This is a genomic window from uncultured Sphingobacterium sp., from assembly GCF_964277905.1.
GTDB lineage: Bacteria > Bacteroidota > Bacteroidia > Sphingobacteriales > Sphingobacteriaceae > Sphingobacterium > Sphingobacterium siyangense.
Genome location: NZ_CAXYKD010000003.1, coordinates 206892 through 219591, shown reverse-complemented (window position 1 = coordinate 219591; position 12700 = coordinate 206892). Strand labels below are relative to the sequence as shown.

Genomic DNA, 12700 nt, shown 5'->3' with positions numbered 1-12700 from the left:
ATTAAACACTTGTTTAAATTAAACGTTTGTTTAACTTTGTCGCGCATTTAGCGAGAACGTATTTAATAATCGCTATGAATATGCGATTGTATCTTTAAAAGATCGAGGTTTAAAATGGAATTTAACGAGAAACAGATTGATATTTTGCTTGCAGCAGAGCGTCTTTTTGCAACAAAAGGATTTGATGGGACTTCCGTTCGTGATATCGCCAATGAGGCGAATGTGAATGTTGCGATGATCAACTATTATTTTGGATCAAAGGACAAGCTACTGGATACGTTTTTTGAATGGCGTGTTCCTGATTTTATGATCAATGTGGATGAGTTGGCGCTTGTCGATAATGCGTTGGATAAAATTGACGCTATGGTGGATAAATCGTTTAAGTCCATGAACTCGCATCGTAAACTGTATCATATCATCACCATTGAAAGTTCGTTAAAACAACGCATGCTGATCTCGGAGGCTTTTCGCAAACTCAAGCTGCACAATCTTGAAGTGATATCGTCTGTTATCAATGCGGGGGTAGAACAGGGGGTATTCAAAGCGGGTTATGATCCCATCTTGATCCACTCCATGATGATGGGCGTATTTATGAATTTTCAGATGAATCATTGTTTTTTACAGGATCAGTTGCATATCGATAACGATGAGGACTATGCAAATTATATAGAAACAACTTTAACAGAATTTATACAGAAAACAATTAAAGCTTTATTGACATATGAAAAATAAGTTGGCCAATTTGAGTGCTTTATTGCTTTTAAGTCCTATGGGTCTGTTGGCGCAAGACAACAAACACATGACTTTGGAAGAGATAATTCACTTGGCCGCAAATCAAAGCGTGGAAGCAAAGTCTACCGATACGAAGATATTGGGGAGACAGCTCGAAGTCGAAACTGCCAAATCGAAACAGCTTCCTGATGCAAAATTGAGTGGACAATACATGGCTATGACTACTCCAAATGTGAATTTAAAGTTGGCTTTAGGTGAGGGGGGATCTGCTCCGGATATTGCTGCAAACCAATTGTGGTTAGGACAGGCTTCGGTGAGCATGCCAATCTATACAGGTGGACGTATTAAAGGGGGAATTAATATTGCAAAAGATGTATTAAAAGCCGAGGAATACAACGCTGTAGCAAGTAAAGAACAACTGGCTATACGTGCAGTGAATCTTTATTTAAGTCTTTATAAGGCTCAGCAAACCAACTTGTTGATTGCTGAAAACATCAAGCAGTCTGAGCAGCGTGTCTCGGATTTTAAAGCGATGCTTGACAATGGTTTGATCGCACGTAACGACCTGTTAAAAGCAGAACTGCAGCTTTCAAATTATCAGGTTTCGCTTCAGGAAGCACAGAAAAATATCAAGGTGCTGAATTATCAATTGGCTAATTTTTTGAAAATTGATGAGGATACGCAGTTGGATCAGATCAATCTGGCTGAGGTGAACGGTGTTGATTTGGGTTTAAAAGCATCTTATGACGCTGCGAAAACCTCGCGTTCTGATGTGAAATCTTTGGAGTCACAACGGTTGGTTGCAGAGGACCAGTTGAAGGTAACAAAAGCATCTACATTGCCACAGGTTTCTGCAACTGCAGGTTACAATGCTTTTGGTTTGCAAAAAGTGGTTACCGTAACAAATGCGGCCATGGTCGGTGTAGGTGTATCCTACGACATCGGTTCACTTTATAAAAACAAAAGAGAAGTGAATGTTGCGAAAAATCATATCAGGGAAATTGATGAGCACATTGAATTATTAAACGATAAGGTGAAAGTGCAGGTTCAACAGGCCAATGAAAACTATATGCTGGCACAAAAGCAGGATGTGGTTTACCATCAGGCGGTGGATCAGGCAGTTGAAAATTATCGTATTACAAAAGATAAGTACGATAATGGTATCGCGGATACGGACGATTTGTTAACGGCCGACGTACAGCAGCTTCAAAGCAAGATCAATCTTGCGATCAGCAAAGCAAATACCATTGAAAAATATTACGACCTGCTGTTAGCAAATGGGTCTTTAAACATTAAATAGCAATTAATCTAGACATGGAAAATACAGTAGAAAACGCACCTGAAAAGAAAGGTACAAATAAAAAATTCACAATTATTTTGGCTGCATTGGTCATCTTCGGCGGAGCCTACGGTGCTTATAAATATATGCATGGTCAGGCGCATGAAACGACAGACGATGCGCAGGTAGAGAAAAACATGAGTCCGATCATTCCACGTGTTGGTGGGTTTATCTCGAAAGTGTACGTAAAAGATAATGATTTGGTTAAAAAAGGGGATACGTTGTTCACCATTGAGAGCCAAGATTATCAGGTTCGTGTGGATGAAGCGCTAGCAGCCTTGGCAGCGGCTCAAAGTAGCTTTGATGTTTCAAAGGCAGATGTATCTGCATCTTCGGCGAATGTAGCCATCTCGGATGCAACGATCCAATCTAATTTGGGCAGCATCGATGCAGCACGTATTCGTGCTAAGCAAGCGAATAATGATTATATCCGCTACCAAAACTTATACAACAATCAGTCAATTACGAAACAACAGTATGAGCAGGCATTAACAGCGAAATTGGAAGCTGACAAGCAGGTTGAAATTTTGCAACAACAACGTAACGCCAGTGCTTCACAACGTAATGCAGTCGTGAGTAAGACTACAGTAGCTTCAAAGCAAACTTCTGTTGCTGAGGCAAATATAAAAAGAGCGAATGCGCAACTTGAAGCGGCTAAATTAAACCTTTCTTATACTGCAGTACTTGCTTCTGTGGATGGCCAGGTATCGAATATCAAGGTACAACCGGGGCAGATGGTCAATCCAGGTCAATCTTTGTTCTACATTGTAGATAATATTGAAACTTGGGTCGTTGCTAATTTTAAGGAGACGCAATTGGAAAAAATAAAACCTGGACAAAAAGTCGGTATTAAAGTGGATGCTTATCCTGCTATTGAGTTTGAAGGAGAGGTAAACTCTTTCTCTCCAGCCACTGGTTCACGTTTCTCTTTATTGCCTCCAGATAATGCAACGGGTAACTTTGTAAAGACTGTTCAGCGTTTACCCGTAAAGATCAAATTGACAAAAGACAATAAAGCAGAAAATGTGGCTTTGCTCAGACCGGGCATGAATGCTGACGTAGATGTGCATGTTAAATAACTATGGAAAATTTAAATCAACAAGATAGTCTGGTTGAATATGGTTTTCGTCGTGTTGTAATCACGATTACAGCGGTGCTTTGTGCGCTGTTGGAAATTGTGGATACAACGATTGTCAATGTGGCCCTGAACGATATGAAAGGTTCATTGGGGGCGACGCTGACGGATGTCGCATGGGTTATCACAGCTTACGCAATTGCCAATGTAATTGTGATTCCGATGACCAGCTGGTTGTCCCAACAGTTTGGGCGTAGAAATTACTTTGCGGCTTCTATTATCATATTCACAGTATCTTCATTTTTGTGCGGTAATGCAACCAATATGTGGGAGCTTGTTGCATTTCGCTTTATACAAGGGATGGGTGGGGGAGCCTTACTGGTTACAGCCCAGACTATTATCACGGAAAGTTATCCCAAAGAAAAACGTAGTATGGCCCAAGCTATCTACGGGATGGGCGTCATTGTTGGTCCTACATTAGGTCCGCCGTTGGGTGGGTACATCATCGATAACTTCTCTTGGCCTTATATCTTTTATATCAATGTGCCGCTTGGCATTATTGCGACCTTGTTGACCTTATCTTTTGTACGCAGTCCTAAATACAGTCAGAAGCAGTCTGCTAGGGAAGTGGATTGGTTTGGTATGATATTTTTGATCATGTTTATTGGTTCACTTCAGTTTGTATTGGAACATGGACAACAGGATGATTGGTTTGACGATCCTTTGATTTTAGGCTTATCGATTTTGTCTGTCTTTGGATTACTGTTTTTTATATGGCGGGAGTTGGTGTACGATAAACCGATTGTTAACCTGCGTGTATTGAAGGATAAGAATTTACAGGTGGGTGTGGTGATGAGCTTTATTCTTGGTTTTGGCTTGTTCGGATCGACCTTTATTATTCCAATCTATACGCAGTCGATATTGGGATGGACCGCAACAGATGCTGGTTTGCTCTTGTTACCGAGTTCGATTATGACCGGTATCATGATGCCTTTTATCGGTAAGATGATTCAAAATGGTGTTCCTCAGAAGTATATGGTTGCTTTAGGGCTATGTATCTTTTTTGGCTTTTGTTTTTGGATGTATAGCCTCATGACAAACGATACAGGTTCGGAGCATATGTTTTGGCCATTGATTCTCCGCGGAGTTGGCCTAGGATTGTTGTTTGTGCCTGTTATGACACTGTCTTTATCAACATTACATGGTAAGTCAATCGGTGAAGGAGCTGCTTTTACAGGGATGATGCGTCAATTGGGTGGTTCATTTGGAATTGCTTTGATTACGACATTTATCGCCCGTGATAGCCAAAAACACCGTGTTGATCTAGTAGCTAATTTAGATCCAAGTAAGTTTGATGTTCAACAACGGGTGCAGCAATTGCAGATGAGCTTTCAGGCGAAAGGTTTTTCACCTAATGAGGCTTTGGCCAAAGCGCATCAAATATTAGACTTGAGTGTGATGAAACAAGCAACAGTGCTATCTTACATGGATGTGTTCCTGTACCTCGGGGTTGTCTTTCTGATTTGTGTCCCTTTTGTATTGATGATCAAACAGGGGAAAACACAGATCGATATGTCCAGTGTACATTAATATTGGATTCGTCTGCTGCGCTGTTATCATAGTGCACCATCAGTGAAGAACAATTTATCGTTCAATCAGAAGTCCTCAAAAGTGTTTAACTTTTGAGGACTTTTTTTGTGCACGTTCTTTTGTGGTAGAAAATCACGTTGAGTTGGCATTTCTTTTTGAGTTGGCTTTTGTTATTGTAGGGGCGTTAGAAAGCATACATTTTTGTCCATTGAAAAACCTGATTTAAAATTGATTGTTTAATAATAAAGAGTTTGGAAGAATTGATCTTTTGGCATCAGAAAAGATGGTTCTTGTTGAATTGCGATTAAGGTAGATTTTTTGTCTTCAAAATAGCGACTGCATGTATACAGAAAAACTTAATTTTTTGGCGTTTATCATTCCCTTATTTTTAATCTTGATGGTGTTGGAATATTGGTATAGCCTCAAAAAACAGAAACGTTTTTATTCTTTTGATGAATCGATCTCAAATCTCAATGTTGGTATCGTCGAACGTATGTGTGATATGTTTTCTGTTAGTTTATTTTACTTTTTTTTCGTTTGGGTGTATCAAAACTTTGCGATATTTCACATTGAAGCGAATGTTTGGACCTGGGTTATACTTTTTCTATTTACAGATTTTCTCTGGTATTGGTATCATCGCTATAGCCATGAAATAAACTTGTTGTGGGCAGCTCATGTTGTACATCACCAAAGTGAAGATTATAACTTTACCGTAGCAGCCCGGATCACCATATTTCAAGCCGTTTTCCGTTCGTTATTTTGGGCTTTTATTCCCCTTTTGGGATTCCCTCCCTTTATGATGACCACTATTTTGTTGATTCATGGCGTATATCCATTTTTCTCCCATACGCAGACCGTAGGAAATTTGGGGATTTTGGAGCGTGTATTTGTAACGCCATCTCACCACCGGGTGCATCATAGCAGCAATGAAATCTATTTGGATAAAAATTATGGAGATATCCTGATTATTTGGGACAAGCTATTCGGAACATTTATCCCGGAACAAAAAGAAGAACCTTGTGTCTATGGACTCACAAAGCCCATTCATCGCTACACTTTTCTATGGCAGCATTTTCATTATTTATTTGAAATTGGTCTATCATTTAAGCGGGCCGAAGGATTTAAAAATAAAATGCGGACTATATTTGGTAGGCCTGACGATATACAGCCTGAAATTCGAGAAGAACTAGAGGAGCGCATATTTGCAGGAGCTAGGCCACAAGTTCATGCACAGGTATTAAGCCGCTATATCTTTTTTCAGTCCATGCTGACGATGCTCCTGCTTTTCTTTTTTTTGCTTTATGGTAATTATCAGCAACTCATACAACTCCTTATTGGCGGAGGATTTATTCTCTGTAGCGTCATTTGTATTGGGGGGCTTCTAGAACATGAAGACTGGGTTTTTCCACTTGAGATGCTTCGGCTATTCTTATTACTACTGTATATCAGTCTAACTTTTTATTCACCATTGGGGCTTGTTTTGGTAGGATGTTTCGCTTTGATTCAATTGATTTTTTATAAAACGTTAGCAGGTCACTATAAAAAAGTTTTGCGTCTTGAAAGATGTTGAAAAGTGCTTTCTGAAAAGCCATTCCCTCTGAATGGTAGATGCGGTCAAATCTATGAAGTGTTACTGTCAATTATTGGTCTGCTGCTGTAACTAAGTCCGCAAATGATTGACAATAAGATCTGGCCATAATATCCCAGCTATATTGTTTAAGGGTATTTTGTTTAAATTGTAGGCTCAGGCTTTTATAATGGACTGGATTTGCTAAAATGGCTTGAAGTTGTTCGATCCATGCATTTTGGTTTTTGCTTGCCAGGAGCAGGCCATTGCAATTATGTATCACGGCGCTTGTAATTCCTTCTAATTCGGCGGCCACAACAATGGTGCCTGCTGTAGAAGCCTCCAAACAGACGAGCCCAAAGCCTTCCATATCTCCGGGCACTTCAATATTGGGCATCAAGAAGGCCTGTGCGTTGGTCAAGAGGCTTTGCAGTTGTTCGAATGGGACTTTTCCAAGATGTTCAATTTTTTCGGGGTATGCTTTCAGTAATTTTCTGATCTCCCCCTGATCGGTCGGAAATCCGAGGAATAAGGTGATTAAATGATTTATCTTTTTGGGTATAAGCTGCAATAGGCGTTCTTTCCATGTAGGCTCGTGATCGAATGGACCCACCATCAGTAATTTGAAATCACCCTGAATAGCGGGAATGACATGTTTCATCAACCACGAGAAGCCCTTCCGTTTAACAGGGCGTCCCAAAGTGATAAAATAGGGCTTGCTTTGGCAGGCTGATTCATTGTTTGCAGTGGAGTGGTGTATCGGATCTACACCGTTGGGTATAACAATAATTTTGGATGGATCGATACCACGTAACTGGGCGGCGGCGGCGGTAGCTTGGCTAACCGCAATAAGCTGATCAAATGTATTAAACCGCGGTATGACCTTACGTTGAAAATAGCGAAAGGGAAATACAATATCCAGTCCGTGAAGCGTGGCAACTCGTTTTAAATGGGAATATCCTTTGTGAAAAGAGGCTAAAGACGCAATTAAACCATCATTAAAGTGAATAAGCTTGATGCCGGGGTTATCGTTAATTTTGGCTAGAATTCGGCGATTCAGCTGGAAGAAGAAAGCTAAAAGAGGTTCCCGGTTGTCATAGACTAAGGTGTGTACCTTCAAGTAAAGAGCCGCAGTATTGATCAGTTCAAAGCTTTGTTTTTCCATACCGCCAACACTTGGGGGATATTTGTGGCTGACAAATAGTATTTCTATTTCAGATGGATACATGTACTGGTTTCCTTTTGATGCATAGATAAAATATAAAACCCAACGCTACCCAGGTGAGCTGTCGGCCGCGACGTAATAATGAAGCACTGAGCCAAATACTACCCCCAGTAATACCGATCATATGGAGTAGGAGCTTATTGGCGATTTCTTCAATACCCAGTTGCCCTGGAATAAAAGCACCGATGCTTTTCAGCACAATGACACTCATATCTACTATTAAACCATGTATTGGTTGTACTGCAACACCCAAAAATTTTAGAATATAATAGAATTCAAGGCTGCCAATAATCCAATGTAGTGCAAAAAGTAAGTAAGAATACCAAAAAACCTTATTTTGATGCCGATAAAAGTCTTTTACGTTCCAAAGTAGTGATTGAAAATGCGCTTTTGCTTTTCCAAAAAGTGTTGCTGTTGAAGCTTTGGTTTGCGAAGGACTTTTTGCAACCATTAACCAATAAAGTATCAGGATCATCAAAAGGAACAAAAATAGACAGATAATATATATTACCGGGCCTGCGTAGCGTATAATTTCATTTTTTAAGGGAGAAAATACCAACCAAAGCATAGCAATCAAAAAGAGTGTCAATTGAGACAGTACGGCGGTAATACGGGATATTGCAACTGAATTCAATCCTTCTTTTAAGGGAATGTCATAACGGGTTATCAATTGTGCCTTTAATAAATCACCACCTATAATGCTTGTAGGGTTGAATAGTCCAACGGTTTCCCCGATTTGACGGATGGCAAAGAGTTCGATCAGATTGACCTTCTTTTTTGCGGAGCCCAAGCATATCCACCAAGCTAATGTGCCTACAAAATAGGCCGCAAAAGTCGTAAACAATATAATTATAAAGCGATAACCAACTGAGGAGAGCTCTTTTTTCAAGGCATTTAAGTCGCTTTTCGCTAAAAAGACAGTTATGGACGCCAGAATCAAAAATAGAAAAATACCTTTGATGAGTTGGCTTGGGTTTGTTAGTTTGCCCATGCCAAATCGACTTCCTGTGTTTTGTCAATCAATAGTTCAATGTCATTAAAATAGCACCCAGATAATCTATTCCAATCCAGTTGTCCGACATAGGATAGACCTTCATTGATGAGATTCTTTTTTAAGCTCATGTCAGAGAGAATTTTTTTGAGGTAGTAAACATATCCAGCTGCATTTTCAGGTTGACACTTAAATCCATTTTTTCCGTGCTGAATCAAGGAAGCCGAACCCCCACCATCGGCGATAACACAAGGAAGTCCGGATGCCAATGCTTCGACAACGACATTTCCGTACGTTTCTGAGACCGACGGAAAAACAAAGGCATCTGCCGAAGCGTATAGAATTGCAAGCTCATCATGGCTTTTCTTTCCTAAGAAAATGGCATTAGGCATCTCCTGCATTGCAATTATTTTGGCTGTTCCTTCACCGACAACAATGAAATTATAGTCAAGATTCTGAGCTTGTATCTGTTGATAGATTTCAATAAGCGTTTTAATATTTTTTTCCCAGACGATACGACTGACAAAGAGGATTGTTGGTTTGTTATTCTTTGTGATAGTCTGCAGCTGAGATAGATTCTTTTTATTGGGATTAAACAAGGCTGTGTCTATTCCTCTTTGCCACAGCTTTAATCCTTCTTGTTGTAAGCCAATCTGCTGTAATTCGTTTAGAATAGATTTGGTGGGTACATAGACAATATCACATTTGTTATAAAAGTTATTCATTGCTTTTTTCATCCATTGTTCAGTTGGCTTGACCAAGGGGAGTATGTTTTTGAAATAATAGGCAATGTATGAAATGAAGTGTGTATGATAGATCGTAAGGACAGGAATACCTTTCCGTTTGGCATAATTTAATGCAAAAAAACCTAAAAGCGAAGGCGTTGCAATATGGATCATGTCGGGAGCAAATTTATCTAAGGCGAGCTCAAGTTTCTTTTTAATAAGCTGTGGAATAGCGAGACAATAGTCGTCGTTGACCGGTATTTTGAATGTGGGTACCTTGTAAGAATGAAAATTGCGAAATTGCGTAGGGCCGCCACCATAAATAAAAAAATAGTTGAATTTCTGCTGGTCTATACGGTTTATTAGCTGAAACATTGTCCGTGATGCACCGTCGAAATCCTCGACGAGTATCTCTGTAAAGAAGGCTACCTTTCTCATGTTATTCTTATTAGGGGTTGTATAAAAATATCTGAAAGCTGTAACTCCTATGCTATGCAGGTATTAACCTTTTGTCATTATAGTGTTTATAAATTATTAGTTTTTAATAATTTGTGCATAATTATTAAAAATAGAATTAATTGAATATGATAATAGAGCTAATGTTGGCGCAGTAGCTTTGGAGTGAACGAAATATTCAATCCATGCTATTAGATCTATTGTTCGAAAAAAAAATTAGACCTAAGGGTTTTCGAAAGATTGTCATCTTATTTATTTGTGCGTCTGCCGGTGTTATGTTGGGTTTTAAGTTGAAGCCAAAACAACAGCCAAAGCTCAGTAATGCTGTGTATGCAGCTATGCCGGAAGCGACTTACGGAAAGCTAAATTTGTTAACGTACAATATAGCTGGCCTTCCTGAATTGATTTCCAGTGCTGTAACCGAGCGGTCTTCCAGTATTACGTCGATCGGCAATCGGATCAATGGGTTTGATATTGTCAATGTGCAGGAAGATTTTAACTACAACAAGTTCCTCTACAGCGAAAATAAGCATAGCTACCGAACGGCAAATATGGGTGGGGTACCTTTTGGGGACGGACTGAGTACACTTTCAAAATATCCTATTGTTGAGTTTGAGCGGGTAGGCTGGACTGATTGCAATGGTGCAGATTGTCTGACTCCTAAAGGCTTTTCTTATGCTCGAATTCAATTGGCCAAAGACGTATTTATTGATGTTTATAATGTACATGCGACTGCTCAGGATGATCCGAATGCAACGATTGCCCGGCAGAAGAATATAAATCAGCTAAAGGCCTATATTAAAAAGTATTCGGCTGACAGACCACTTTTGATTATGGGCGACTTTAATGCACATTATGCTTATGAGCTGGATAACATCGGTTCTTTTCAGAAGGACTTAGGTTTGGTAGATGCATGGGTAAGTTTACGCAATAAAGGTAATATTCCTGGGCATCAAGTGAATTTTGAAGCGAAAACAGCATTGGAGTTGACAGAGGATTGCGAAGGTATTGATAAAATTTACTATCGCAATAACCATCATTTGCTATTTGAGGCAAAGAATTATCAGGTTCAAAAAGAGCTTTTTCAAAACGAAAAGGGACAGGATTTATCCGACCATTGTGCGGTGTCCTTACAATTAGGTTGGCGTGTTGTCAAGCCTTCGGTTCAGTAAAGTAAAACTTTCTCAATTCTTTCATATCAATCGCGATTAGCACTGAACCCCTCAGTGCTTTTTTATTGCGCATCAAAAAAGCCCCATAAAATGAATTATGGAGCCTTTATTAAATTGGGATAAATTATCTTATTTATACATTTCTTCACGTTGTGCTTTCACCACATCGCTATTAATGTATTCATCGTAAGTCATCAATTTGTCGATGATACCTTTCGGCGTCAATTCGATGATTCTATTTGCAACAGTTTCAGTCAATTCGTGGTCACGGGATGTGAACAACATTGATCCTTTAAAATCAGACATTCCATTGTTCAATGCAGTGATAGATTCCAAATCCAAGTGGTTGGTTGGTTCATCAAAGATTAGGAAGTTGGCACCTTGAAGCATCATGCGAGAAAACATACAACGCATTTTTTCTCCCCCTGAAAGTACAGATACTTTCTTCATAACTTCTTCTCCAGAGAACAACATTTTCCCTAAAAATCCGCGTATAAATTGTTCGTCTGCCTCTGGGTTAGTTGTATAGTCTCTCAACCAATCGACCAAATTATCACTTTTTCCTTCGAAGAATGCGGCATTTTCAATCGGCATATCGGCAGGAGTGATGGTAACGCCCCATTTGAATTCGCCACTGAAATCGGTGTCTCTACCAGTTATAATATCATAAAATGCTGTGGTAACCAATGAATTTGGACCTAGAACAGCGATTTTATCGCCTTTATTAATCATAAAGGTAATATCCTTGAAGAATACCTCACCATTGACCGTTTTGCTTAATCCTTCGACTTGCAGCGTTTGATCTCCTGGTTCACGATTCATGGTATTGAACATGATAGCAGGATATTTACGGTTGGACGGTTTAATCTCGTCAATATTAATTTTATCCAATGCTTTCTTACGAGAAGTAGCTTGTTTGGATTTGGAAGCGTTGGCAGAGAAGCGACGGATAAATTCCTGAAGTTCTTTCACTTTATCTTCCATTTTCTTGCTTTGATCAGAACGTTGCTTTAACGCTAATTGAGAAGATTCGTACCAAAACGAGTAGTTACCCGTATAGATTGTCATCTTACCAAAATCAATATCCACCGTATGCGTACATACAGCATCCAAGAAGTGACGGTCGTGGGATACAACTAAGACGATTGCCTCGTAACTCGCTAAAAAATCCTCTAACCATGCGATGGTATTAATATCCAAATCATTGGTAGGCTCATCGAGAATCAAAATATCTGGTTTGCCAAATAATGCTTGCGCTAAGAGTACGCGGACTTTTTGGTTACCGTCAATTTCAGAAACTAACTTATAATGTAGTTCTTCTTTAATGCCCAAACTGCTCAATAAAGTTGCGGCATTAGATTCGGCATTCCATCCATCCATTTCAGCAAAAAGACTTTCCAGTTCGCCAGCACGTTCGCCGTCGGCATCAGAGAAATCCTCTTTCATGTAAATGGCATCTTTCTCTTTCATGATTTTGTAAAGCTCTTGGTTACCCATCATGACAGTTTCAAGAACAGTAAACTCATCGAAAGCATAGTGATCCTGACTTAAAACAGACATGCGTTCGCCTGGCGTGAATGCCACTGAACCTGTCGAAGGATCAACTTCCCCTGAGATAATTTTTAAGAAAGTAGATTTACCTGCTCCATTAGCGCCAATAATACCGTAACAGTTTCCAGGTGTGAATTTTAGATTGACATCTTCGAATAGTACACGTTTACCAAAACGAAGGGAGAGATTTGACACATTAATCATGCTGCAAAGATACGTTTTAATATTGTATTTTTAACTATTTACGGTGATCAGTTTCAGGAGAAATTGAAGAGAG

The 12700-nt window shown here is 39.5% G+C and carries 10 protein-coding genes; 6 read left to right on the top strand and 4 right to left on the bottom strand.

Translation table 11 applies throughout. The features are described from left to right. Positions 1–114 precede the first annotated feature (114 nt). From ACHWSC_RS02940 to ACHWSC_RS02920, 5 genes are all read left to right on the top strand, one after another. The gene (locus tag ACHWSC_RS02940; protein ID WP_075993267.1) at positions 115–732 is read left to right on the top strand and encodes a TetR/AcrR family transcriptional regulator; all 618 of its coding nucleotides are present in this window, start codon (positions 115–117) and stop codon (positions 730–732) included. Beyond that, the gene (locus tag ACHWSC_RS02935; RefSeq protein ID WP_120332703.1) at positions 722–2032 is read left to right on the top strand and encodes a TolC family protein; all 1311 of its coding nucleotides are present in this window, start codon (positions 722–724) and stop codon (positions 2030–2032) included. Before ACHWSC_RS02940 ends, ACHWSC_RS02935 begins: the two co-directional genes overlap by 11 nt. Positions 2033–2046: 14 nt before the next feature. Beyond that, the gene (locus tag ACHWSC_RS02930; protein ID WP_088162118.1) at positions 2047–3150 is read left to right on the top strand and encodes an HlyD family secretion protein; all 1104 of its coding nucleotides are present in this window, start codon (positions 2047–2049) and stop codon (positions 3148–3150) included. Positions 3151–3152: 2 nt separating this feature from the next. Then, positions 3153–4736 (top strand): MDR family MFS transporter, encoded by a 1584-nt coding sequence (locus tag ACHWSC_RS02925; protein WP_120332704.1) that lies wholly within the window; start codon positions 3153–3155, stop codon positions 4734–4736. A 340-nt stretch (positions 4737–5076) separates the two neighbouring features. Next, positions 5077–6306: a sterol desaturase family protein gene (locus ACHWSC_RS02920; protein ID WP_220699564.1), complete on the top strand. Its 1230-nt coding sequence runs from the start codon at positions 5077–5079 to the stop codon at positions 6304–6306. A gap of 70 nt (positions 6307–6376) precedes the next feature. Here the strand turns inward: ACHWSC_RS02920 and ACHWSC_RS02915 are convergent, their stop codons facing one another. From ACHWSC_RS02915 to ACHWSC_RS02905, 3 genes are read right to left on the bottom strand one after another with little or no spacing between them, the layout of a single operon-like run. Then, complete coding sequence (locus tag ACHWSC_RS02915) at positions 6377–7468, bottom strand: glycosyltransferase family 4 protein (protein WP_394675740.1); 1092 nt, start codon at positions 7466–7468, stop codon at positions 6377–6379. A 49-nt stretch (positions 7469–7517) separates the two neighbouring features. After that, the gene (locus tag ACHWSC_RS02910) at positions 7518–8519 is read right to left on the bottom strand and encodes a lysylphosphatidylglycerol synthase transmembrane domain-containing protein (RefSeq protein ID WP_120332705.1); all 1002 of its coding nucleotides are present in this window, start codon (positions 8517–8519) and stop codon (positions 7518–7520) included. Next, positions 8507–9682 carry a glycosyltransferase family 1 protein gene (locus ACHWSC_RS02905; protein WP_120332706.1) on the bottom strand — a complete coding sequence of 392 codons (1176 nt, stop codon included), beginning with the start codon at positions 9680–9682 and terminating at the stop codon, positions 8507–8509. Before ACHWSC_RS02905 ends, ACHWSC_RS02910 begins: the two co-directional genes overlap by 13 nt. Before the next feature lie 203 nt (positions 9683–9885). On the opposite strand from ACHWSC_RS02905, the gene ACHWSC_RS02900 reads away from it, so the two are divergent. Further along, a complete protein-coding gene (locus tag ACHWSC_RS02900) occupies positions 9886–10872 on the top strand; it encodes an endonuclease/exonuclease/phosphatase family protein (protein WP_394675739.1) in 987 nt (328 codons plus the stop codon). Positions 10873–11001: 129 nt separating this feature from the next. Here ACHWSC_RS02900 and ACHWSC_RS02895 read toward each other — a convergent pair whose 3' ends face one another. Beyond that, positions 11002–12627, bottom strand: a complete 1626-nt coding sequence (locus tag ACHWSC_RS02895; protein ID WP_394675738.1) for an ABC-F family ATP-binding cassette domain-containing protein — start codon at positions 12625–12627, stop codon at positions 11002–11004. Positions 12628–12700: the final 73 nt, after the last annotated feature.

Bases quoted from the DNA above. Each gene is read 5' to 3' on its own strand.
- ACHWSC_RS02940 (WP_075993267.1), top strand. From the start codon at position 115: ATGGAATTTAACGAGAAACAGATTGATATTTTGCTTGCAGCAGAGCGT.
- ACHWSC_RS02930 (WP_088162118.1), top strand. From the start codon at position 2,047: ATGGAAAATACAGTAGAAAACGCACCTGAAAAGAAAGGTACAAATAAA.
- ACHWSC_RS02915 (WP_394675740.1), bottom strand. From the start codon at position 7,468: ATGGAAAAACAAAGCTTTGAACTGATCAATACTGCGGCTCTTTACTTG.
- ACHWSC_RS02900 (WP_394675739.1), top strand. From the start codon at position 9,886: ATGCTATTAGATCTATTGTTCGAAAAAAAAATTAGACCTAAGGGTTTT.
- ACHWSC_RS02895 (WP_394675738.1), bottom strand. From the start codon at position 12,627: ATGATTAATGTGTCAAATCTCTCCCTTCGTTTTGGTAAACGTGTACTA.
- ACHWSC_RS02935 (WP_120332703.1), top strand. From the start codon at position 722: ATGAAAAATAAGTTGGCCAATTTGAGTGCTTTATTGCTTTTAAGTCCT.
- ACHWSC_RS02905 (WP_120332706.1), bottom strand. From the start codon at position 9,682: ATGAGAAAGGTAGCCTTCTTTACAGAGATACTCGTCGAGGATTTCGAC.
- ACHWSC_RS02910 (WP_120332705.1), bottom strand. From the start codon at position 8,519: ATGGGCAAACTAACAAACCCAAGCCAACTCATCAAAGGTATTTTTCTA.
- ACHWSC_RS02920 (WP_220699564.1), top strand. From the start codon at position 5,077: ATGTATACAGAAAAACTTAATTTTTTGGCGTTTATCATTCCCTTATTT.
- ACHWSC_RS02925 (WP_120332704.1), top strand. From the start codon at position 3,153: ATGGAAAATTTAAATCAACAAGATAGTCTGGTTGAATATGGTTTTCGT.